Source organism: Halovenus halobia, assembly GCF_051414135.1.
Lineage (GTDB): Archaea > Halobacteriota > Halobacteria > Halobacteriales > Haloarculaceae > Halovenus > Halovenus halobia.
On record NZ_JBLKOA010000001.1, the window covers coordinates 748,032 to 769,751 of the forward strand.

Below are 21,720 nucleotides of genomic sequence, written 5' to 3' on the forward strand. Positions count from 1 at the left end.
GGGTTCAGGGCTCGCTCGTGCGCTCGCGCGTGCGTGGACTTTAAGTCGAGTGAGGTACTACAGTTAGCTACGATTTCATGTCTGAGGATAGTGAGTACGGAGCAGGACAGATACAGGTACTCGAAGGGCTCCAGGCCGTCCAGAAACGCCCGGCGATGTACATCGGGTCGACAGACACTCGTGGACTCCACCATCTCGTCTACGAAGTTGTCGACAACTCAATCGACGAGGCACTGGCAGGCCACTGTGACAGCATCGACGTGACCATCCACGAGGACAACTCGATATCCGTCGAGGACGACGGACGGGGGATTCCGGTCGACACACACGAGGAACACGGCCGAGCGGCAGTCGAGGTCATCATGACCGTCCTGCACGCTGGGGGGAAGTTCGACAACAAATCCTACCAGGTGTCCGGAGGGCTCCACGGCGTCGGTGTCTCTGTCGTGAATGCACTCTCGAAGTGGCTCGAAGTCACCGTCAAACGCGACGGTGCAGTCTGGGAACAGCGATTCGACCACGGCGAACCGGAGGGGGACCTCGAACGCGTTCGGGACCTCAAGGCCGACGAAGACACTGGCACGAAAATCCAGTTCTGGCCCGACGACGAGATTTTCGAGACGACTGATTTCGTCTTCTCGACACTCGAGTCACGCCTGCGCGAACTCGCCTTCCTCAACTCTGGGGTCAAAATCAGACTCATCGACGAGCGCGAAGACCGCACGCAGACGTTCAAATACGAGGGCGGCATCAAGGAGTTCGTCGAGTTCCTGAACGAGACGAAGACGGCACTCCATCAGGACGTCATCTACTTCGACGAAGACGAACCAATCGGCGACCAGGGAGACGCCGACGGCGTTGTCTCAGTCGAAGTCGCACTGCAGGCGACTGACGAACTGCAGGGCTCGCTGCACGCCTTCGCGAACAACATCAACACTCGCGAGGGTGGCACGCACTTGACCGGGTTCAAGACAGCGCTGACCCGCGTCGTGAACGATTACGCAAAGGACAACGGTCTCCTCAAAGACCTCGATGACACGCTGAAAGGCGAGGATATTCGGGAGGGACTCACGGCTGTGCTCTCAATCAAACACCCAGACCCACAGTTCGAGGGCCAGACAAAGACGAAACTCGGAAACAGCGAAGTTCGAGGAATCGTCGAATCAGCAGTTCACGAGCACCTCGGAACCTATTTCGAGGAGAATCCCGACACAGCAGAGACCATCGTTTCGAAGGCTGTCGAGGCCGCTAAAGCCCGCAAGGCCGCCAAGAAGGCCGAAGAACTCACGCGCCGAAAGAGCGCACTGGATTCGACAGCACTGCCCGGCAAACTCTCAGACTGTCAGACACGCAACCCGAGCGAGGCAGAGCTGTTCGTCACAGAGGGTGACTCCGCAGGCGGCAGCGCCAAGCAGGGTCGCAACCCCGAGTTTCAGGCCGTTCTTCCCATCAAAGGGAAGATTCTCAACGTCGAGAAACACCGCCTCGACCGGATTCTCGAAAACGACGAGATTCGGAATCTGATTACGGCGCTCGGCACAGGTATCGGCGACGAGTTCGACATCGACGAACTGCGCTACGAGAAAATCTTCTTCATGGTCGACGCAGACGTCGACGGCGCGCACATTCGAACGCTGCTGCTCACGCTGTTTTACCGGCACATGAAGCCACTACTGGAGCGCGGCCACGTCTACGCGACGCAACCGCCGCTGTACCGGATTCGCTACCGCGGGGAGACCTACGACGCGATGACCGACCAGCAGCGCGACGAGATTATCGAGGAGAAATGTAACGGCTCGCCCGACCAGGTCCAGCGATTCAAGGGACTTGGCGAGATGAATCCCGACCAGTTGTGGGAGACGACGATGAACCCCGAGAAGCGGTATCTCAAACAGATTACCGTCGAGGACGCCGCGGCAGCAGACAAGATGTTCTCGGTGCTGATGGGTGACGCCGTCGAACCGCGAAAGGAGTTCATCAAGGAACACGCGCCTGAAGCGGAGTGGGTCGATATATGAGCTCAGACTTACCAGAGAACGCCGACAGCGTCGAGGCACCGGCAGCGAACGTCGAGCACGTTCGCATCGAGGACGAGATGGAGCAGAGCTACATCGACTACGCGATGAGCGTCATCGCGGGTCGGGCCCTGCCGGACGTGCGTGACGGTCTCAAACCCGTCCACCGCCGGATTCTCTACGCGATGAACGAACTCGGCGTCACCTCTGGCTCCAGCCACCGCAAGTCTTCCTCTATCGTTGGCGAGACGATGGGTGACTACCACCCACACGGTGACTCCGCAATCTACGACACGCTCGTCCGGATGGCACAGGACTTCTCGTTGCGGTATCCACTCGTCGACGGACAGGGCAACTTCGGCTCGATGGACGGTGACCCGGCCGCAGCGATGCGGTACACAGAGGCACGGATGGCTCCCATCGCCGAGGAGATGCTTGAAGACCTCGACAAGGACACGGTCGACTTCCAATCGAACTACGACGACCGCCTGACCGAACCTGAAGTCCTGCCCGCGAAAGTCCCGAACCTGCTGCTCAATGGCTCTTCGGGTATCGCCGTGGGGATGTCGACGAACATCCCGCCACATAACCTCGGCGAGATTGTTGACGCGACAGTCCACCTGATCGACAATCCCGACTGTACGGTCGAGGACCTGATGGACCACGTCAAGGGACCGGACTTCCCGACGGGCGGTAATATCGTCGGCAGAGACCCGATTTACTCGGCCTACCAGACCGGTCGCGGCCGAATCAGAATGCGCGCCGAGTACGAGATTCAGCGCAATGACTCCGGGTCAGACCAGATTGTCATCTCGGAACTGCCCTTCCAAGAGAACAAAGCCCGCATCGTCAAGCGGATTGCTGACGACGTGAACGAGGGCATCATCGAGGGCGTCTCGGACCTCCGCGACGAGTCCGACCGCGACGGTGTTCGCATCGTCATCGACCTCAAGCGGGGCGCAAACGCAGATGTGGTCGAGAACCAACTCCTCGAACACCACCTCGAATCGACCTTCGGCGTCATCAACCTCGCACTTGTTGACGGCCAACCACAGGTCCTCTCGCTGAAGGAGACGCTTCGGCACTACCTCGACCACCGCAAAGAGGTTGTCCGTCGCCGTTCCGAACACGACCTTGCAGAGGCAGAGGACCGGGCACACATCCTCGAAGGCCGACTGAAGGCTGTCGACAACGCCGAAGCGATCGTCAATCTCATCACCGAATCCGAAGACCGCGAGCAGGCACAGCAGGCGCTCGAAGGCAACCTCGACCTCGAGGAACTGGAGGGTGTCGAGTACGAGGACGTGCAGTCTGAGTTCGACTTTTCGGCAGAGCAGGCCGAGCACATCCTGCGAATGCAGATTGGCTCGCTCACGTCGATGGAAGCTGGCGAGATTGAGGAGGAGTACGAGGACGTGCAAGCACAGATCGAGTATCTCGAATCTGTGCTTGAGTCCGAGGAGAAACTGCTCGGCGTTATCAAAGACGAACTCAGCGAAATCAAAGAGCAGTACGACGACGACCGGCGGACCAAGATTCTCGAAGACGAAGGGCAGGTCACTCACGAGGACCTGATTCCCGAAGAAGATTGTCTGGTTGTCGTCACCGAGCAGGATTACATCAAGCGGATGCCCGCCGAGAACTTCGACCCACAGCGCCGCGGTGGCAAGGGGATTATCGGCGCCGACCCCAAGGAGGGCGACCGCGTCTCGAAGGTCTTCCGGGCCAACACCCACGATTACCTGCTCTGTTTCACCAACCAGGGACAGGTCTACCGACTCAAGACCTACGAGATTCCCGAGATGGGCCGGACGGCCCGCGGGAAGTCCGCGGTCAACATCATCGACCTCGACGACGGCGAGGAAATCACCGCTGTTGTCGACACCGACGAGTTTGACGACGACGAGTGTCTCACCATGGTGACCCGGCAGGGCTACGTCAAGCGAACCCACGGGGCGGAGTTCGACAATATCCTCTCGACGGGAATCATCGCCGCCGACATTGGTGAGGACGACGAACTGATCGATGTCGAGGTGACCGACGGAACTGGTGACCTCGTTATCGGCACAGAGCACGGAATGACCATCCGCTTCGACGAGACTGAAGCCCGCGAGATGGGCCGCACCGCTCGCGGTGTCCGGGGTATCGACCTCGAAGGCGACGACCGCGTGGCGGGGATGGTCGCCACAACCGACGACGACGAGCGCGCGCTGTTGACGGTCACCCGACAGGGCTACGGCAAGCGCACCCCGCTCACGGAGTACCGCGCACAGTCACGCTACGGCAAGGGGCTCATCGATATCAAGACGGACGAACGGAACGGTCCTGTTGCGACGGTCAAGGCCGTCGAGGAGTCTGACCACATCGTCGTGATGAGCGACGATGGCCAGATTATGCGCTGTCCGGTTGCGGAGATCTCGACGGTTGGCCGCAACACGAAGGGAGTCACCATCATGGAAGTTGATGCTGACGACAGCGTTGCGAGTGTGACTGTCCTTCCCGACACCGAGTAATTACCGAACGACCGTCACCGGCATCGGTGCGCGCCGGACCACTTTTTCGCCGACGCTCCCGAGCAAAACTCGAGAGACACCAGCACGCCCGTGATTCCCAATGACAATTTGGTCGATAGCGTTCGTTTCAGCGTACTCCACGATTTCGTTGGCTGGTTCGCCGAAGACGACCGCTGTCTCGTACTCCAAGCCCGCATCCTCGAAGAGGTCAGCAATATCCTCTGCAACCTTTTTTCTGGCCTCTTTTCGAAGTTTTTCGGGTTTCTCGCGGAAGCGCTCCTGAATCAGATTGAGACCGGCGTCGGTCATCCCACTTGCAATCTCGACGACTCGAAGTAACACTATCTCCTTGTCGGCGTGTTCTTCGATAGCGTACTCGACTGCAGCCTGTGCGGGATCGGACCCGTCGTAGGCGACTAATACTGTCATATTTGTCCAGTCGACGGCCGGCGGCAAAAAACAGCCGATTACTCGGGACCGAGCAGTTCGTTGACGATCCGCCTGGGCTCGAAGCGGTCGAGGTCGTCGTAATCCTGTCCGGTACCGAGGAAGAGAATTGGCTTGCCAGTGACGTGGGCCACGGAAATTGCCGCGCCGCCGTCTTGGTCGGCGTCGGCCTTGGTCAGAATCGAGGCGTCGATTGTCGCTGCCTTGTCGAACTCGTCGGCGCGGTTGACTGCGTCCTGCCCGGCCACCGCTTCGTCGACGAAGACAGTCATATCGGGCTCGATCACCCGGTCGATCTTCTCGAGTTGGTCCATCAGGTCGTCGCTGGTGTGGAGTCGACCGGCCGTATCACCCAGCACCACATCGACGTCATTCGCCTGGGCGTACTCGACAGCGTCGTAGATGACCGCTGCCGGGTCTGAGCCCTGTTCGTGGGTGATGAGTTTTCGACCCAGTGCGTCGGCGTGTTCCTGCAGTTGCTCGTTCGCGCCGGCACGGTAGGTGTCGCCGTTTGCCAGCACCGTCGAGAAGCCCCGCTGTTCGAGATAGCGCGAGAGCTTGGCAATCGACGTTGTCTTGCCAACGCCGTTGACGCCGGTAAAGACCATCACAAACGGTTTGTCGGCGTCTGCGATGCGTTGGTCGAAGTCGAACTGGCCGACGTTGATAACGTCGTACAGCGCCTCACGAAGCGCGTCTTCGACGAGACTGCCGGTGCTCTGTAGTCGGCCGCGGGCCTCACCAGTGAGATTCTCTTCGACGCCGTTGAGGATCTCGATAACGACATCGAGTGCAACGTTGCTGTCGAGCAACGCAACCTCCAGTTCGTCGAGATGTGGCTGGAGTTCCTCCTGTTCGATGAGCGTCTTGCCTGTCGCAATTGCTTTCGCCTTGCCCGTCAGGCCGAGGCCGCCACTGTCGTCGGATTCATCGGCTAACTTGTCGTCTGCCATCTGCGTCGTGTCGGCGTCGCTCGCTTCAGCCGCTGTCTCAGTGGCACCTGCCGACTCATGGTCAGCCTCGACAGCCTCGTCTTCGGCGGCGTCAGCCGAGGCTTCTGCCTCCGTGTCGGCCGCTGCAGAATCCGCAGTGTCTGTCTGGTCGGCTTCGACGTCCTCGATATCGGCGTCGTCTTCAACGTCTTCGGTGAAGCCTTTGAGCTTGTCTTTGAGTCCGTCGAACATCGCGCCTTACTCGTCTTGCTGCTGTTGCTGTTGCTGGAGCTGCTGCATCTGCTGGGCCTGCATCTGCTCGGCCTGGCTTTCGAGTTCCTGGGTCTCGGATTCGACCTCGGCAATCTCGTCGCGGAACTCTTCGATCTGCTCGTCGAGTTTGTCCTTTTTCGCTTCGAGGGAGCTCTCTGCCCCTTCTTTGTCTCGCTCGGCGGAGTAGTCGGCACCGAGATCGACGATGATTTCGTCCATATCCTGCACTTCTGCGCGGACGTAGGCACCGCCACCGATTGGGACCTGCACTGTCGAGCCACTTTCGAGCTGGTCGACGGCGTCGATGGCCTCGTCGATTTCTCGTTTCTCCTCCTGGAGACTCTCGATTTCGGCCTCGATGGCCTCCTTGGTCTCTTCGAGCTGTTCGATCTGCTGTTGGAGCTGCTGCATCTGGCCGCCGCCACCGCCACCGCCACCACCGAGGCTCATGCTGCCACCTCGTCGATTTCGACCTGTGTGCGCTTCAGACCGTGTTTCGACCCGAAGTTCGCGTAGATGTGTTCGGCCGCGACGTCCTCGTTCTCTGCTTCGAGAGATTTCTCGAAACTCTGCCATCCATCCCGGGCTTCCCAGCTACCGGTAACCGTGTATTCGTCCATATCAGTTGATGGTGCACCAAGGGGGAAGAATCTTCCTACTCGGCGAGATGACCAACACAACGGGAGGTACCTTTTTAGACTGGCTCGCAAACACTGAGCCATGGCACTGGATACGACGTTTCTGACCGACTCACTGGGGGATGGGCAGGTGACAACCGGCGAGGACGCACTCGAGGAACACTCGACTGACTGGGGCACTGCCACCGGCACGCTCCCAGACGCCGTTGTCTATCCGAAAACCACAGAAGAGGTCGCGACGGTCCTTTCCGCGGCCAACGACCGCGGGATTCCGGTCACACCGTATGCCGCAGGCACGGGACTGGAGGGGAACGCTGTCCCCGCTGAAGGCGGAATCAGTATGGACCTCACGCGAATGAACGATGTACTCGATATCCGCCCGGAAGATTTCCAGATCGACCTGCAACCGGGCGTGATGGGGCCGGCAATCGAGGAGGCTGCGGGAGAACACGGCCTCTTTTTCCCGCCGCTGCCCTCCTCGGGAGATATCTCGACTATCGGCGGAATGATCGCAAACTCCGCCAGCGGAATGCAGACCGTCAAGTACGGCGAAGTCGCCGACTGGGTGCTCGAACTCGAAGTTGTCCTCGCCGATGGGTCAGTTATCAAAGCAGGCTCGAAAGCCGTCAAAACCTCCTCGGGGTACAACCTCAGAGACCTCATGATCGGCAGCGAGGGAACGCTTGGCGTCGTCACGCGGGCGACGCTCGAACTCGCGGGTCGCCCAGAGCAGATCAAGGGCGGGCGGGCGCTGTTCCCGGACCTCGACAGCGCCTCGGCGGCCGTGACCGACGTGATTCAGTCCGGCGTCGACGTGGCGAAAATCGAGTTGATCGACCAGGAGTCGGCGATGATGTCCAACGCCTACACCGGCGCAGACATGCCAGACTCGCCGATGGTGTTTCTCGAATTCCACGCCAACCACGGAATTGACGAAGAAATCGACTTCTGCCGGTCGATCCTCGAAACGCACGACTGCATCGAGTTCGAGATGGCAGACGAAGAGCGGATGGGCGACCTCTGGCAGGCCCGGAAGGACCTGGCCTTTGCCGTTCGTTCGTGGGACCCCGACCGCCAGCCACTCCATCCCGGTGACATCACCGTCCCGATTAGCAAATACGGCGCGCTGGTCAAAGAGATCAAAGAACTCGGCGAGAAGTACGACCTCATGACACCCTGCTTCGGTCACGCGGGCGACGGGAACATTCATTATACGGTGCTCGTCGACACCGACGACGAAGACCAGTTAGCCCGCGGCGAGAAACTGTACGCCGAAGTCGTCGACCGTGCCATCGAGGTCGGTGGCACCGCGACAGGTGAGCACGGCATCGGCCAGGGGAAACGAAAATTCCTGATCAGCGAACACGGCGAACAAACGGTTGCGGCGATGCGCTCGATCAAGGACGCACTCGACCCGAATGGAATTCTCAATCCAGGAAAGATCTTCCCAGACGAGGAGTGAGTTACCCCTCGTCTGATTCGATAGTCACGGCACCCTGTCTCCCGCTGATGACGGTTTCGTCGACGAAGGACGCTGAGCCAACAACCAGCGCGCGAGTATCAGCCCCCGCAGACCGAACTTCGACCGTCAGACCGAGTTCTGAGAGTCGCCAGCCTTCGGTCGTCTGGTTGCCGCGCGCGTCGAAATAGTCGGTAATCGTCGCGTTGAAGCGCTCGGCGTCAGCCTCACTCTCCCACCGCGTCACCCACACATAGTTGCCGTATGTGTCCTGGCCGGAGCTGTACTGGTACAGCGTGTCCGTGCCGAACCCCTCGGCGACAGCCTCGGCACGGCTCGGGTCGACGTGACTTTCGAGACCGAATCTCGTGAACGCGGCACCCAGCCGGTTCGAGGAGATTTGCTCGCGGTCGTGTTCGAGTACGGTGGCGAGCGCTGGTCGCTGTCCGGCGTCAGGGTCCAGTAACTCCCGACTCCGGGTTGGCGGGTCCTCGTAAATCTCACCAATATCCGACAGCGAGCCAATTTGGCTCGTGACGTAGTCGGTGCCAATCTGGTACCGACTGTTGCTCCAGCGACCGATGTGCCCCGGTGGGTATCGCTTTTGTTCGCGGTCGTAGTACGGACTGTTCAGCGTCCCATTCTCACTGAACTCCCGGAGATAGTTGTCGGTCGCGACCACTGCGGGTCCTTCGAGCAGACTCCGGAGTACGTAGCTGCCGTCGACGGTCTGGATATCGAGCTCAGCAGCGAGCGCTTGCTGGCGTTCGTTCTGGAACTGGATGTAATGTGTGAGCTCGTGAGCCAGCAGCATCTCGGCCTCGTTGCGCGTCGCGTTCGGACTGACGTACACGGCGACGCTGCCAAGTCCCAGTGTGTAGCCGTTGCCGACACGGTCGATAAACGTATTTTCGACGGGGCCCGTCTCGAAGCCGACAACCCGGAAGAACCGAGATGGTAGTTGGAGGCCACCCGGTGCTGAGTTGGCGAATCCTGTGGTGTTATTGTAGGACTGAATCCGCTCCGGTGCAGGTGTGTCTGTCTCCAGCAGGACCTGCAGCCGGTCGTGAATTAGCCCCGGGTCAGGCTCGACTGGGGCACCGTCGACAGTGATATTGACTGGGTCAGAAAGAGGGAACGGGCCGTCGCCAGCGTCTGGTGTCTCCGTGTCGTTTACAGGTGTTTCTGGGGTCGTCGGACCAGTGTTTGCGCCTGGAGCCTGACAGCCGCTGACGGCGACAGCAACTGCGAGCACAATCAACACCAGGGCGTGTCGACGTGTCGTAGCAGTCATCTCCTATTGAGCTGTGAGTTCACTCGTCAGAGGGGCACCCTCTGCCTCCGACGGCAGTGAGATATCGACATCCTCGAACCGGAAGCGGAGGACGCTATCTGTCTCCTGGGTGAGTTCGACTCGGCTGGTCGAGAGTCGCAGGATGGAGTCTTCGGCCAACTGAAGTGGGAGCGAACTCTCCGCCGAGACCCAGACGTTGAGTTGGAACTCGTCTGCACCGACAATGTTCGGTCGAGTGTTGGCCACAGTCGTGAGATTGACCGTCGCGTTGACCGCATACACCCGCTGACCGTCGATAGTGGTCTGACCTTCAATTGTCGCGGAGGCGTTTCTAAACAGCGACTCGGCCTGTTGAGCAGAGTCGAACTGCCTGAAAATCTGGTCGAACTGACTGCTGACATTGGTCTGCACCCACTCGCTGCCGAGTTGCTGGGCAATTCGTTCGCTCGATTCGTACAGCGACCCGTTCAGGAGGTACCGCTGGACTGAGGTCGAACCAAGCTCTGTAGTTGTCGTTCCCTGCGCGGCGACACGTCGCTGTGTCCGGTCGACCCGTGCGGTCTGGTTGAGTCGAACCGTCTGGCTCTGGTTGTTCTGTCGCTGGATGTTCACGACCTGTTGGTCCAGTCGGTAGCTGTCGACCGCAGCGAGCTGGTCGGCGCTCTCGGCGAGTAACTGCTCGGCCGTTTTGTCTGTCTCGGCCGGGTCGAGGTCACCGAACGTCCCAAGATTTGTCTCGGACTCACCTGCAGTAGATTCATTGTCGGTTCCGTCGTCAGAATCGTCAGTGTCTGAGTCAGTCTGGTTCGTATCGTCGTTGTCGGGGCCGTCCGTGTCAGGGGTACTGTCACCTGTGTCGTCAGGCGCGAGGCCGGCACAGCCAGCGGTTACAACCAACAGAACAATGGCAAACACCGCCAGCAACCGTTTCGTCTCAGACCGTCCAAACGCTATCATATGCGAGAGTATTGATAACTCAGTCATAAAGGCTTTCGTCTCTGGCAGTTGGTGCTGTCCGAGAAACGCTGACCGCCAATTTATTTGCTGGGACGCCCCTCGCCCTCGGTATGCATCGACGGGCGTTTCTGGGTGCCAGCACGGGGACACTCGCCAGCCTGACACTGGGCGTCGCGGGCGCGAGTCAGTCTGAAGGTGACACGGATTTCGGCCCCGTTGGGTCTGTCGAGATACCAGAGGCCAGAGACGCGGTTGTGCAGGGCGAGTTTGCCTACGTGGCTGTGGATGCGGGATTTGTCGTTGTCGACATCTCCGAGCCAACCACACCAACTGTCGTGGCCGAGCGACGAGATATCGAGACTGGCACGCCTGAGACGTTCCGGAAAGTGCTGGACCTGTGGGTTTCTGAAGACCGACTCTTGGTCGCCGGTCCGGGAAGTTACGACCCCCAACTCGCCCACGGGTTTGCACTCTTCGACGTGGCCGACCCGACGTCGCCGACACAACTGACATTCAAATCACTGGACACGCCACTGTCAGGCGGCTACTTCATCCACAATGTGTATCTCGACGACGGCATCGCCTATCTGACGGGCAGTGCCGCGCCCTCGAACCCGCTGGTGCTGTTCGACGTGACTGGCGACCAGCCACAAGAAGTTGGCCGCTGGTCACTGGAATCGTACGATTCAGGGTATGCCGACGTGTCACCACCCTCGCGGAGCCTCCACGACGTGACTGTTCACGACGGAATTGCGTATATCCCCTGTTGGGACGCCGGAACGTGGATTGTCGACGTCCGTGACCCAACCGCACCGACGGCGCTCGCCAGTATCACCGAATACAGCCTGGACAACCTGACAGCGTGGTCCGACAACGAGGCGTTCGTCCAGTCGGTGAAACCGCCAGGGAACGCACACTACACGATGGTCAACGAGGCTGGCGACCTACTCGGCGTTGGCCAGGAAGCGTGGGCGGTCGAAACCAATGGCAGCAGGGCCGGCGGCCCGGGCGGAATCGACCTCTACGACGTGTCGACGCCGTCGGACCCACAACACCTGGCACGAATCGACGCACCCGAGGGACCGGACCAGACCCGCAGGGGGCCGTTCACCACGGCGCACAACTTCGATTTCGCCGGAGACGTGCTGTACACGTCGTGGTACTACGGCGGCGTAAAGGTGTACAACGTGAGTGACCCGACAGACCCACAGGAGATTGCGTGGTGGCAAAAATCGGAAGAGACGAGTTTCTGGACGGCCCACGGCGCTGGGGAGACGTTCGTGGCGACGAGCGCAAACGTGTCGGATATTCTCACCGAAAACCCACCTGACGTTCGAGAAGGACTGTACATCTTCCCGGGACTGGCCGACGGTGAGCCGCCAGAAGGGAACGCGACGGTCCGCGACGGGGAGGAGCCGACCACCGACAGCAACGAGAGTAATTCAGACGCAGGCGGCCCTGGATTCGGACTTCCGGCGGCCATTGCGGGGCTTGCCGGTGTGGGCTACCTCGGTGGTCGCCTGAGCGGCGAATCCGGAGACGGCGAGGACCGAATTTAAGACCGTCGCCCGCCGATACCGATTCAATGTCTAACGCCAAAGGGGACCGCCGGGAGCGCGAACTCGTCAACAAACTCGACGAGGCTGGATTTGCGGTGATGCGCGCGCCCGCCAGCGGAAGCGCCACCGAGCGTGAACTCCCGGACGTACTCGCCGGCAACAGTGAGGTGTTCTACTCTATCGAAGCCAAATCCTCCGCCGGCGACCCCATCTATCTCACCGGTGAAGAGGTGTACGCACTGGTGTATTTCTCGCGGAACTTCGGCGCAAAGCCCCGCATTGCTGTCAGGTTCGACCGCGAGGACTGGTATTTCTTCCACCCTGACGACCTCTACCAGACCGACGGCGGAAATTATCGTGTGAAGAAAGAAACAGCACTCGCCGACGGGGTCGATTTCGACGAACTAACTGGCCACTCGGAGAAGGTGACGCTCGACGAGGTGGCCGAGGAGGATGACGACGGCGACTCGTCTTCAGACGTGCGACCGGTACTCGAAGCAATCGAGCGTGGTGACCTTTCTGTAGAGGATGGCGTGGCGATGCTCGACTCCTGAGACGAGTTAGTACGCCGACAGGCGGAGGCGGATTTTTTGCGCTGGCGACCCAGAGCGTAGCTGTGACATTCAGCATCTGTGTCCGTGAGGAATACGAGGATGAATCTGGAGAGGAGCAGACGAGGTTTGGCGTTGCCGTCACAACTCGGCTGGCCGGAGTCGGCAACCTCTGTCCGTTCGTCAACGAACACGGCGCTGTGGCCACACAGAGTTTCGTGAACGTCGAACTTGGCGAGAAGGGAATCGAGTACTTGGCCGACGGGTTACACGTCGAGGACGCTCTCGACGCGCTGCTGTCGGCCGACGACGGCAAACCGCAGCGCCAACTCCACGGCGTCGGCCACGACGGCGAGTTCGCTTTCTCTGGCGACGAGTGTAAAGACTGGTACGGCGACCACGTCGGTGAGAATTTCACTGTCGCCGGAAATCTGCTGACTGGCGAAGCAGTCATCAGTTCTGTCGCCGAGGAATACGAAGCGACTCGTGACGAGGGCCGTCCGCTGGCAAAGCGTCTGCTCGACTGTCTCGCCGCCGGACAGGAGGAGGGTGGGGACAAACGCGAAGAACTGCACGTCCAGAGCGCAGCTATACGCGTCGCCAAGACTGAAGACGAGCCAGTAACACCGGCGTACAACGACATCCGCGTCGACGCGACTGAGACGCCGATCCCCGACATGCGGGAGAGCATCGAACTGGCCACCGAGAGCTACGAGATGGCGCTCGAACGGTACGAGGAGGCCTACGAAGAGGACGACGAGGGCGGGATGTGACCGGGGACACTTGTTTCTCCGGACCTGAATGGATGCCATGAGTGATTCCGACCAACAGAACGTCTACGGGACGGAACTGCTTCCCTGCAGCAGCGACCCCCAGACCGGCTACCTCCGGGATGGCTACTGCCACGAGCACCCACAGGACCGGGGCTGTCACGAGCTCTGTGCGGTCGTCACCGAGGAGTTTCTCGAATACAGCAAAGCGCAGGGCAACGACCTGATAACGCCACGCCCTGAGTTCGACTTTCCCGGACTGGACCCGGGCGACCGCTGGTGTCTCTGCGTTGGCCGGTGGGTCGAAGCCAAGGAGGCTGGTGTCGCCCCGCCGGTGGTGCTGGAAGCGACGAACGAATCCGCACTCTCACAGGTTGCGGCGGAGACGCTTCGGGAGTACGAGGGCTGATTCTCGGCAGAAATTTTTAGGGTTCATAACCCTGCACGCCATAGCACCGAGTGAATGCGGGTCGAGTGTCTCGGTGGAACGGAGCCAGAACTGGCAGTGGTCGGTGGCATCCACGGCGACGAACCCTGTGGTGTCAACGCAATCGAGCGGATTCTCGCGGACCCACCAGAGTTCGAACGCGCCGTCCAGTTCATCATCGTCAACGAAGAAGCAATCGAGGCGGACAGGCGCTATCTCGAAGAGGACCTCAACCGGGCCTTCCCCGGTGACCCAGACGGGCCGACCCACGAGTCCAGACTCGCCGCCAGACTCACCGAGCAACTCGACGACTGTCTCACCTTCTCGATGCACTCGACGCAGTCGTACGACGGAACCTTCGCACTCATCCACGAACCAGACGACCGCGTGACACCGGTGTTGAAAGGTCTCTCAGTTGACGCCGTCGTCGATGTCGGGAGTCACTCCGACGGTCGGCTCTTCGACGCAGTCCCGACAACAATCGAAGTCGAGTGTGGCTATCAGGGCTCCGAACAGGCGACAGAGAACGCGAGCCGCTTGGTTCGTGAGTTTCTCGGCGCAACCGGTGCGCTCTCACCAGTCGACCGCGCGAGGAGGGAGCCTGCGCCGCTGTTCCGACTGGACCGCCAGATTCCGAAAGACAAAGCGAGCAGTTACAGCGTCTACGCGTCGAACTTCGAGCTCGTTGCCGCAGGTGAGCCCTTCGCCGCTGCCGACGACCGCGAGGTAAGCGCCGACGAACCCTTCTATCCCGTACTCATGTCGCCCTATGGCTACGAGGCTGTCTTCGGCTACACCGCACAGCTGCTTGGCACTGTCGAGGAGTTCGACAAGCTGGCCGAGTAACGATATTCGAACGGCAAGTGACTGCTTCCACTCTCAGCAACACGGCAGTTACCCCCACGCGGACTAGTCGGGAGATTCGAGTTCGACGAGCGTGAGGTCGCGGTCGAGTTTGCAGTACTCGTGTGGTGGCTCACCCTCGACAGACGCGATACGATATTCCTTGTCTTGGTCGCCGCCGAGCGGAACGCAGTACTCGTGGCTCGGACAGCTAGTATGCGGACATTCTCCGCCGAGCGCAGACATACTCCCAGAATAGGCGTTTGCACTCGGAACGTTGGCTTTCATCCCGACTGGTTCCACTTCGACAGCCGTGACGCCAGTATCGTGGACAGCGCAGTCCAGCGTGTTTGCGTTCTCGCGGAGTGACGTAACCTCGTACCGTCGGCCAACGTCGAGGTTGAGACACTGATCGCGATACGGACAGCCCTCGCACGCGTCAGCCTCGCCCTGATAGACGAACTCCTCGCCCTCGGTCGCGAGTCTGGTTCCGATCAGTGTCAGCGTACCCATACAGGGAGATGGCCGCCCAGGCGATTAAGTCTCCCGGGTGCGAGACAGACCGGCAGGCCTTTTCCGAGCCGGGACCCACCAACAGATATGAATCGCGGGCCACTGACGGCAGTCTCACCGCTCGACGGACGATACGCGCGGTACACCGAACCCCTGACGCCCTACGCCAGCGAACAGGCGCTGATGGCTGGGCGCGTCCAGGTGGAAGTGGAGTATCTGATCGCACTCGCCGACCTATCGGCGGTGCCCCTCTCGATTTCTGCGGACAACCGCGAGTCACTCCGCGACCTGTACGAATCGTTCGACGGGTCGGACGCGGCAGTGATCAAGCAACTCGAAACAGAAGGCTACGGCGAGTACAGCGCGACGAATCACGATGTCAAGGCCGTGGAATACTTCATTCGCCTCCGGATGCCCAGCAATATGGACGCTGACCAGTGGATTCACTTCGGGCTGACGAGTGAGGATGTGAATAACCTCGCTCATCGCCTGCTCGTCGACGGCGCAATCGAGAACGTATTGCTGCCAGCACTCCACGAGCGCCGCGACGAACTTGTCGAACTGGCTCAGCAGTACCGTGACGTGCCGATGCTCGCACGGACCCACGGCCAGCCAGCAACGCCGACCACCTTCGGCAAGGAGATGGCAGTCTACGCTTCGCGGCTGGGTCGAGCAATCGGCCGTCTCGAAGCCGCTCGGGAAGACCTGTCGGGCAAACTCGCAGGTGCCAGCGGTACCTACGCCGCCCACCATGCAGCCTATCCAGAGGTCGACTGGCCCGCCTTCGGTCGCGAGTTCGTCGCCGAACTCGGCTTCGAACACGAACCGCTCACCACACAGGTCAACCCCTGTGACGACCTTGCGGCAGTCTTCGACGCACTACAGGGGGCAAACAACGTGCTGCTGGATCTGGACCTCGATGCGTGGCTGTACATCTCGGACCGGTACCTCGGACAGGAGGCCGTCGAGGGCGAGACTGGCTCCTCGACCATGCCACACAAGGTGAACCCAATCGACTTCGAGAACAGCGAAGGGAACCTCTCGAAAGCGAACTCTGACCTGAATTTCCTGTGCGACTACGTGACTACGTCTCGACTCCAGCGTGACCTCTCTGACTCGACGGTGAAGCGCAACATTGGCGCAGCATTTGCCCACTGTCTGATTGGCTACGAGAAACTCGGCAACGGACTGGGGAAGGTTGTCCCGAACGAGCAGGTCATGCGCGAGGACCTGGAGGCCACGCCGGAGATTATCGGCGAGGCTGTTCAGACCATCCTCCGTCGGGAGGGCCACACCGACGCCTACGAGCAGGTCAAGGAACTCACCCGTGGCGAGCACGTAACGCTCGATGATTTCAAGCAGCTGTTCGCAGACCTCGATGTCCCGGAATCGGTTCGCTCGGACCTGCAAGCACTGACACCGGCTGGTTACACCGGTGTTGCGGACGAACTGGTCGACCAACTGGAGTGAGGTCGACGCTTCTCGAACGGTGCAGTCTCGAACGTGTGGTCACTCAGGAGCGACTGGTTGCTCGGAGTCGCTTTTGTCCGCGTCCCTGGTGGCGCTGGCGGAGCGAGTGCGTCGTGACTTGCGCTCGACGATCGAGCGCTGGAAGCTGTCGTGGCTCTGCTCGCGCAGTTGGTCGGTTAGCTCGCTATCGATGTCGGGAACGATTGCGTCACCACCCCAGAACCCGCCGGAGGTCGCTGTATCGACGGTCAGCGTCGCAAGGTCACGACGGCGCTGGAAGACTGACTGCGAACTCGACACGGTCTGGATGCGGTAGTACGGGACGATAGTTGTCCGGCGAGTCCAGAATCCGACGCGACTGATGATGTACTTCTCGCCGACCGAGTAGCCGATATTCTTCCACTTGAGGTGTGCAGCAGGGGGCACGAGCACCCACACCCCGGCAACGGCGAACCAGAACGGAACGGCGTCGGTCCAGAGGTGGATGCCGCCGGCAACAGCGGTCAACAACCCGACGACGATGGTATACCGAGCAACGTAGCGCAGGCGGGCCCGTTTCGGGGGGCGGGTGAACTCCGGTTCGCCGATATCTTCGATGGTTCGGGCCAGCTCGAAGACACGGCCGAGTTTCGCAATCGGGACGGCCGACTCGACGTTTTCGTCCTGCCCGGGCGCGTAGCCAGCGGTTTCAATCGAGAGGCTGCCGTAGCCCACAGCTCTGGCGAGGAGGTTCTCCCGCACCATCAGCGTCTGAATTTTCGAGAGTGGAATCGTCCCGTCGTACTGCTGGAGTAGCCCGCGCTTGTACCTGAGTTCCTCGTCGTGGCGATACAGTCGAAAGCCGTAGTACCGCAGCACTGCCTGCACGCCGGAGGCGAGCCACAGCAATACCAGTCCGGCAACGGCAACCGCAGGACCCAAGAACAGGAGAATGCTCAGCCGCGGTGAGATTTGTTCGGCAGCAACCGGAGAGACAATAACGAACAGTCCGAAGACGAGTCCAAACAGCCGAGCATTGGCCGAGGTGAGCCCAAGAATACCGAGTTCGCGCCGGTCCAACTCGAAGAGGATATCGTTGTTAGCACCGGGGTCACGCTCGCTGACATCGCCACGTTTGCGCTTGCTGATGAGTTCCTGTAGGCGGGTTGCTTCCTGACGGCTCACGTACTGCAGGCGGGCCTCTGACTCGCCGCCACCGCCTGCGGTTTCCAGACGGACTTCCGCGATGCCGAGCGCTCGCTGGAGGACGTTCTGTGCGATATCGACGTTCTGGATGCGGTCGAACGGAATCTCTCGCTCGCGGCGTGAGACCACACCCGAGGAGATATCGAACGTATCGGCGTCGAGGCGATACTCGTAAACGCGGACCTCAGCGGCTTCCCAGAGGCCGACGAGGACGAGCCCAATCAGAAGGAATCCGAGTAACGAGGCGGCGCTTGTGCTGCTCCCGGTGAACAGCCCGATGACCAGAAACCCGCCGATACGGGTCGCATTTTGCAGTATCCGGTACGGGACCGAGCGGTAGTCGAGTTTCATAACGCGTCGTCGCCGTCAGCCTCGATTGCCAGTTCTTTGAGCCGTTGCTGGAGGTCGCGTGCCTCCTGGGGTTTCAATCCGGGAACGGACACGTCGGCACCGCGGGAGCCGGCGGTGTAGACGACAAGTGTCGAGAGCCCCAGCGCTCGTTCGAGCGCGCTTCTACTCGTGTCCACGTGCTGGATTCTAACGTAGGGGACAATCGTCCGGACGTGGGTGATGACACCGCGTTCGAGATAGAGTGAGTCGTCACGAATCTGGTAGACCCAGACACGATAGGCCAGAACAACCCACACGAGTCCAACCCCAAGCAACAGCCCAATCGCCGCCAGCCCGAACACCGGCGGTGCCGAGAAGGCCTGCAGGATAGCCGCCAGAATCAGTCCCACGATAATTGCAAAAATCGTCGTCCGGATACCCCACTGGACGCGGACCACGCCGGCCAGTGAGCGCCGGTCTGTCGTATACTCAGTTATTGGTCCACGCTCGAGTTTTGCGGTGCGGGCCTGGGCTTTCACCAGTCGTGACCGAGTTGGTTCGGCCAGCATGGAATCGGTCGCAGTCGTACGCTCGTCGGCCGAGTCGGATTCACCCTGGTGGCCACTCGCCGCGGAGGGCTGTTGTCCGTTCTCGGCGACCGAGCCGTCAGCCCGGGACGAGGCGAGCGAGTCGTTGTCGGGTTCTCCGGCCCCCTCGACCTCTGTACCACGGGCACCGTCACCTCCGTCAGTCATTATCGTTTATTAACGGCGGTAGGCTGTTAAGTCCCCGGGTGCCGGTGGTTTTGCAACCCGGGACAACCGCTTGTGGACACTCCTCAGGCCGGCCCGCGCACCGCAATTTATTTTCATAGTCGTATCGCAGTGTCACGTATGACACGAGAAGAACTCGCAACTGCGAGCGATCATCTCGAATCAGCAGCCGCAGCCACAGACAATACAGCGGCCGGCGAGCGCCTCTCAGAGCTGGCCAAACAGCTTGCGAACCTCGCTGAGAGCGAGACTGAAGCCGACCACGGCCGAATTGCACGCATTCAGGCCGCGATCAACGAGGTCAAGGCTGACGTCTCCGACGACGTCGCTGCGACGATGTCTGACGCCCGTGACGAACTGAGCGCATACCGCGAAACTATCGACGGCGTCTAGCGCCTCGGTGTCGACCCGCGGCCGTACCCCGCTCCAGCGATGGCTCTGTGAGCGCGTCGGGGGTTGCACTGAGTTCACAGCGTGCGCGTTGACCAGCAGGGGTATCGAATTTTTTCAGGGCCTGTCGGCCGACATCGCGACGAGGCGAGCCAGTGGGACCATCATAATTGATTCTTTGCCAACGAAGGATTTACAAATTAGATAGGTCTAAACATACGTAGTGAGTGTCGTTATCGGAGTGAGCGTGCATGGCTGATCTGCTGACGGTGGTTGTCGTCGCCGCGGGGGCCCAACTGGCAGTTCTGCCGGGCGAGAAGGTGCAGTTTATTATCGCGAGTCTGTCGACACGGTATCACCCACTGCTCGTCGTCTCCGCCGCAGGCGCGGCCTTCGCCGGGTGGACGGCACTCGAAATTTTGTTCGGTAACGCCCTGCAGAGCGTGATTCCGGGAGTGTATCTCGACCTGATTACCGTTGTCTTGTTCGCCGTCTTTGCGGTGTTGTTGTGGCGGTCGATGCCCGCCCCTGGCGAGGAACCAGTTACAACCGACGGCGGAAGCGTCGCGGCCGGTCACGACCTCGATGTGACGCTGTTTGGCCGAGAGGTGCCGGACGTTCTCGGTGGGTTCCTGCCGATTTTCGTGATGATGGCCGCTGGCGAGTTCGGCGACAAGACCCAACTCATTACGATTACGCTGGCCGCACGCTACGGCGCACATCCTGGTATCTGGCTCGGCGAAATGCTCGTTATCATCCCAGTTAGCCTGGCCAACGCCTACTTCTTCCACACGTTCTCGCACAAGTTCGACCTGCGGAAGGCACACATGTTCGGTGCCGCGCTGTTCGCGTTCTTCGCGGCGGACACGCTGCTCGCAGTGACGACTGGCTTTTCGGTCTGGGAGACAGTCGTGAATTCGCTTGCCGATGTCGTGACCTCGCTGTTCTGAGTGGGACGGAACGCTCTTCTGAGTTCGGCGAGTACGACCCGCTGGCCGATGACGAAGCTCACCACTCCGAGAGCGCGGGGCTGGACGGGATTCCCGTTCCCCGCGCTTCAATGACGAACCCTATGAGTGCCGAGGCCACCGATTTACTGGTACCACCAGATGGAATTGGAAGACGATTTGACGGGTAATATACTGAAGGCTTAAGAAACAGACTCCTCACACCAAAGCCGAAGACGACCCAGATCACCAATCTCCTGTGAACCTACCTCAAGCCCGGACTTCTCAGCCAATCGACGTAAATGGCTCTTCTTGTTTTTTGCGCTCATGTGCGTATCGAGGTAATAGCCTCCACTCAATTCACGATAATCCCTCATCGCCTCCTCGTCGTGCGGGGAGGAGGGCTCATCGTTTATGATAGCCTTCTCCCTGCCGGGAATGTATGGTAACGGTTCGATCTCAGGGATGAGATCGTAGTTCTCAATCAAGTAGCTTACAGCCTCAGCCATCGCGTCACTCTGAACATCCTTGCTAAACGTCTCGAGTGTTTTCCCCTCGTTCTGTAGCCTGACGATATACCCCTGACCCTCCGAATCGCCCCCTACATCCTGGTCAATTGACTCTTGATCCGCGGGTTCAATCGGTGACGGGCTCCCGTCTGTATCAATCTCCTCCTCAATTTCTCGAATGAGCTCATCAATCATCTCCTTAGCCTTTGGCTCCGCCAGTGTCGAGAGCGTCTCAGAGACATTTTGAGTCAAGACAGAAGCGATGTCAGCCGAGAGATTATCCTTGCCTTCTTCCAGGGTCGTCCGAGCCGTTTTCAGTTCCTCAATACGGTTGGCTATCTTTTCTGAATCACCCGCTTCTATTGCGGCTTTGGTGAAAGCTCTGAGGCTTGTAAGCTGCTCGGGCAACTGCCGGAGGTTGGCTTCGGTGAGAACTTCCACGCTCACATTCGTGTCAACCACCTCTCGACGGAGAAACTGATACTCATTTCCGTTCGAGAGGATACCCCAATTCACGTTCTCGTTTTTCATGTAGGTGGCAAGCTGCTCACGATGGTCGCTGCTCAGAGCCGTATCCACGCCCTTTGCTTCGAAGAATGCACCTGGAGCACCCTCGAGAAGAAGTGCATAGTCTACCTTGTACGACCGTGTACCGACCTTAACGGAGTATTCAAGCTGAGTATTCGTCGGGATTTCCCAACCGAGAAGATCCAAGAAGTCACGCAGGACAGCTGCTTTCGTATTTGCTTCGTCCATCTGCGGAGCATCGTCGATAATCGACCGAGCATGCTCAACGTAGTCTTTCACCTCCGCTTCGTCCATTTCTGTGTGACAGATGCTCAGGAAGACCTTATTAAAGTGTCTCGTTTGGAAAGGGCCTCATACTCGAGTAGCGAGAGTGCTCGACCCTCCGCTCACACCATAT

21 protein-coding genes are annotated in these 21,720 nt (G+C 59.9%); 11 read left to right on the forward strand and 10 right to left on the reverse strand.

Annotated elements, in window-relative coordinates:
• Window positions 1-77: 77 nt before the first annotated feature.
• Entirely contained in the window at window positions 78-2,018 is a 1,941-nt protein-coding gene (gene gyrB, locus ACMGFM_RS04115; protein WP_436901172.1) for a DNA topoisomerase (ATP-hydrolyzing) subunit B, read from the forward strand.
• Entirely contained in the window at window positions 2,015-4,528 is a 2,514-nt protein-coding gene (gene gyrA / locus ACMGFM_RS04120) for a DNA gyrase subunit A (RefSeq protein WP_436901173.1), read from the forward strand. Before gyrB ends, gyrA begins: the two co-directional genes overlap by 4 nt.
• On the opposite strand, the gene ACMGFM_RS04125 is transcribed toward gyrA, so the two are convergent.
• Genes ACMGFM_RS04125 through rpl18a form a run of 4 tightly spaced genes read right to left on the reverse strand, consistent with a single transcriptional unit; the run spans window position 4,529 to window position 6,800 of the window.
• Window positions 4,529-4,957 (reverse strand): universal stress protein, encoded by a 429-nt coding sequence (locus ACMGFM_RS04125; RefSeq protein ID WP_436901174.1) that lies wholly within the window; start codon window positions 4,955-4,957, stop codon window positions 4,529-4,531.
• A 38-nt stretch (window positions 4,958-4,995) separates the two neighbouring features.
• Complete coding sequence (gene ftsY, locus ACMGFM_RS04130) at window positions 4,996-6,159, reverse strand: signal recognition particle-docking protein FtsY (RefSeq protein WP_436901175.1); 1,164 nt, start codon at window positions 6,157-6,159, stop codon at window positions 4,996-4,998.
• A gap of 6 nt (window positions 6,160-6,165) precedes the next feature.
• Window positions 6,166-6,630: a prefoldin subunit alpha gene (gene pfdA / locus ACMGFM_RS04135; RefSeq protein WP_436901176.1), complete on the reverse strand. Its 465-nt coding sequence runs from the start codon at window positions 6,628-6,630 to the stop codon at window positions 6,166-6,168.
• Window positions 6,627-6,800 (reverse strand): 50S ribosomal protein L18Ae, encoded by a 174-nt coding sequence (gene rpl18a, locus ACMGFM_RS04140; RefSeq protein ID WP_436901177.1) that lies wholly within the window; start codon window positions 6,798-6,800, stop codon window positions 6,627-6,629. Before rpl18a ends, pfdA begins: the two co-directional genes overlap by 4 nt.
• 100 nt (window positions 6,801-6,900) lie before the next feature.
• Here rpl18a and ACMGFM_RS04145 point away from each other — a divergent pair, with 100 nt between their 5' ends.
• Complete coding sequence (locus ACMGFM_RS04145; protein ID WP_436901178.1) at window positions 6,901-8,280, forward strand: FAD-binding oxidoreductase; 1,380 nt, start codon at window positions 6,901-6,903, stop codon at window positions 8,278-8,280.
• Window position 8,281: 1 nt separating this feature from the next.
• On the opposite strand, the gene ACMGFM_RS04150 is transcribed toward ACMGFM_RS04145, so the two are convergent.
• Window positions 8,282-9,571, reverse strand: coding sequence for a hypothetical protein (locus ACMGFM_RS04150; RefSeq protein WP_436901179.1), 1,290 nt, complete (start codon window positions 9,569-9,571; stop codon window positions 8,282-8,284).
• A gap of 3 nt (window positions 9,572-9,574) precedes the next feature.
• Entirely contained in the window at window positions 9,575-10,528 is a 954-nt protein-coding gene (locus ACMGFM_RS04155; RefSeq protein WP_436901180.1) for a LolA-like protein, read from the reverse strand.
• 110 nt (window positions 10,529-10,638) lie between these two features.
• Between ACMGFM_RS04155 and ACMGFM_RS04160 the strand changes: the two genes are divergently transcribed.
• From ACMGFM_RS04160 to ACMGFM_RS04180, 5 genes are all read left to right on the forward strand, one after another.
• The gene (locus ACMGFM_RS04160; protein WP_436901181.1) at window positions 10,639-12,087 is read left to right on the forward strand and encodes an LVIVD repeat-containing protein; all 1,449 of its coding nucleotides are present in this window, start codon (window positions 10,639-10,641) and stop codon (window positions 12,085-12,087) included.
• A gap of 26 nt (window positions 12,088-12,113) precedes the next feature.
• Window positions 12,114-12,641 (forward strand): Holliday junction resolvase Hjc, encoded by a 528-nt coding sequence (gene hjc / locus ACMGFM_RS04165; protein ID WP_436901182.1) that lies wholly within the window; start codon window positions 12,114-12,116, stop codon window positions 12,639-12,641.
• A 62-nt stretch (window positions 12,642-12,703) separates the two neighbouring features.
• Window positions 12,704-13,411: a DUF1028 domain-containing protein gene (locus ACMGFM_RS04170; RefSeq protein WP_436901183.1), complete on the forward strand. Its 708-nt coding sequence runs from the start codon at window positions 12,704-12,706 to the stop codon at window positions 13,409-13,411.
• Window positions 13,412-13,448: 37 nt separating this feature from the next.
• Window positions 13,449-13,817 (forward strand): DUF2237 family protein, encoded by a 369-nt coding sequence (locus ACMGFM_RS04175; protein WP_436901184.1) that lies wholly within the window; start codon window positions 13,449-13,451, stop codon window positions 13,815-13,817.
• Between the two features lie 54 nt (window positions 13,818-13,871).
• Window positions 13,872-14,681 (forward strand): M14 family metallopeptidase, encoded by an 810-nt coding sequence (locus ACMGFM_RS04180; protein ID WP_436901185.1) that lies wholly within the window; start codon window positions 13,872-13,874, stop codon window positions 14,679-14,681.
• 63 nt (window positions 14,682-14,744) lie between these two features.
• Here the strand turns inward: ACMGFM_RS04180 and ACMGFM_RS04185 are convergent, their stop codons facing one another.
• Entirely contained in the window at window positions 14,745-15,191 is a 447-nt protein-coding gene (locus ACMGFM_RS04185) for a UPF0179 family protein (protein ID WP_436901186.1), read from the reverse strand.
• A gap of 87 nt (window positions 15,192-15,278) precedes the next feature.
• Here ACMGFM_RS04185 and purB point away from each other — a divergent pair, with 87 nt between their 5' ends.
• Window positions 15,279-16,661 (forward strand): adenylosuccinate lyase, encoded by a 1,383-nt coding sequence (gene purB, locus ACMGFM_RS04190; protein ID WP_436901187.1) that lies wholly within the window; start codon window positions 15,279-15,281, stop codon window positions 16,659-16,661.
• Between the two features lie 39 nt (window positions 16,662-16,700).
• On the opposite strand, the gene ACMGFM_RS04195 is transcribed toward purB, so the two are convergent.
• Window positions 16,701-18,197, reverse strand: a complete 1,497-nt coding sequence (locus ACMGFM_RS04195) for a PH domain-containing protein (protein WP_436901188.1) — start codon at window positions 18,195-18,197, stop codon at window positions 16,701-16,703.
• On the reverse strand, window positions 18,194-18,931 hold the full coding sequence (locus ACMGFM_RS04200) for a PH domain-containing protein (RefSeq protein ID WP_436901189.1): 738 nt from the start codon (window positions 18,929-18,931) through the stop codon (window positions 18,194-18,196). Before ACMGFM_RS04200 ends, ACMGFM_RS04195 begins: the two co-directional genes overlap by 4 nt.
• 138 nt (window positions 18,932-19,069) lie before the next feature.
• On the opposite strand from ACMGFM_RS04200, the gene ACMGFM_RS04205 reads away from it, so the two are divergent.
• Both ACMGFM_RS04205 and ACMGFM_RS04210 read left to right on the forward strand, forming a co-directional pair.
• On the forward strand, window positions 19,070-19,342 hold the full coding sequence (locus ACMGFM_RS04205) for a DUF7553 family protein (protein ID WP_436901190.1): 273 nt from the start codon (window positions 19,070-19,072) through the stop codon (window positions 19,340-19,342).
• A gap of 248 nt (window positions 19,343-19,590) precedes the next feature.
• Entirely contained in the window at window positions 19,591-20,289 is a 699-nt protein-coding gene (locus ACMGFM_RS04210; RefSeq protein WP_436901191.1) for a TMEM165/GDT1 family protein, read from the forward strand.
• A 200-nt stretch (window positions 20,290-20,489) separates the two neighbouring features.
• On the opposite strand, the gene ACMGFM_RS04215 is transcribed toward ACMGFM_RS04210, so the two are convergent.
• Window positions 20,490-21,617, reverse strand: coding sequence for a type I restriction enzyme HsdR N-terminal domain-containing protein (locus ACMGFM_RS04215; RefSeq protein ID WP_436901192.1), 1,128 nt, complete (start codon window positions 21,615-21,617; stop codon window positions 20,490-20,492).
• Window positions 21,618-21,720 lie beyond the last annotated feature (103 nt).

Coding starts and splice junctions, on each gene's coding strand:
- gyrB (WP_436901172.1), top strand. CDS start 78: ATGTCTGAGGATAGTGAGTACGGAGCAGGACAGATACAGGTACTCGAA.
- gyrA (WP_436901173.1), top strand. CDS start 2,015: ATGAGCTCAGACTTACCAGAGAACGCCGACAGCGTCGAGGCACCGGCA.
- ACMGFM_RS04125 (WP_436901174.1), bottom strand. CDS start 4,957: ATGACAGTATTAGTCGCCTACGACGGGTCCGATCCCGCACAGGCTGCA.
- ftsY (WP_436901175.1), bottom strand. CDS start 6,159: ATGTTCGACGGACTCAAAGACAAGCTCAAAGGCTTCACCGAAGACGTT.
- pfdA (WP_436901176.1), bottom strand. CDS start 6,630: ATGAGCCTCGGTGGTGGCGGTGGCGGTGGCGGCGGCCAGATGCAGCAG.
- rpl18a (WP_436901177.1), bottom strand. CDS start 6,800: ATGGACGAATACACGGTTACCGGTAGCTGGGAAGCCCGGGATGGATGG.
- ACMGFM_RS04145 (WP_436901178.1), top strand. CDS start 6,901: ATGGCACTGGATACGACGTTTCTGACCGACTCACTGGGGGATGGGCAG.
- ACMGFM_RS04150 (WP_436901179.1), bottom strand. CDS start 9,571: ATGACTGCTACGACACGTCGACACGCCCTGGTGTTGATTGTGCTCGCA.
- ACMGFM_RS04155 (WP_436901180.1), bottom strand. CDS start 10,528: ATGATAGCGTTTGGACGGTCTGAGACGAAACGGTTGCTGGCGGTGTTT.
- ACMGFM_RS04160 (WP_436901181.1), top strand. CDS start 10,639: ATGCATCGACGGGCGTTTCTGGGTGCCAGCACGGGGACACTCGCCAGC.
- hjc (WP_436901182.1), top strand. CDS start 12,114: ATGTCTAACGCCAAAGGGGACCGCCGGGAGCGCGAACTCGTCAACAAA.
- ACMGFM_RS04175 (WP_436901184.1), top strand. CDS start 13,449: ATGAGTGATTCCGACCAACAGAACGTCTACGGGACGGAACTGCTTCCC.
- ACMGFM_RS04180 (WP_436901185.1), top strand. CDS start 13,872: ATGCGGGTCGAGTGTCTCGGTGGAACGGAGCCAGAACTGGCAGTGGTC.
- ACMGFM_RS04185 (WP_436901186.1), bottom strand. CDS start 15,191: ATGGGTACGCTGACACTGATCGGAACCAGACTCGCGACCGAGGGCGAG.
- purB (WP_436901187.1), top strand. CDS start 15,279: ATGAATCGCGGGCCACTGACGGCAGTCTCACCGCTCGACGGACGATAC.
- ACMGFM_RS04195 (WP_436901188.1), bottom strand. CDS start 18,197: ATGAAACTCGACTACCGCTCGGTCCCGTACCGGATACTGCAAAATGCG.
- ACMGFM_RS04200 (WP_436901189.1), bottom strand. CDS start 18,931: ATGACTGACGGAGGTGACGGTGCCCGTGGTACAGAGGTCGAGGGGGCC.
- ACMGFM_RS04205 (WP_436901190.1), top strand. CDS start 19,070: ATGACACGAGAAGAACTCGCAACTGCGAGCGATCATCTCGAATCAGCA.
- ACMGFM_RS04210 (WP_436901191.1), top strand. CDS start 19,591: ATGGCTGATCTGCTGACGGTGGTTGTCGTCGCCGCGGGGGCCCAACTG.
- ACMGFM_RS04215 (WP_436901192.1), bottom strand. CDS start 21,617: ATGGACGAAGCGGAGGTGAAAGACTACGTTGAGCATGCTCGGTCGATT.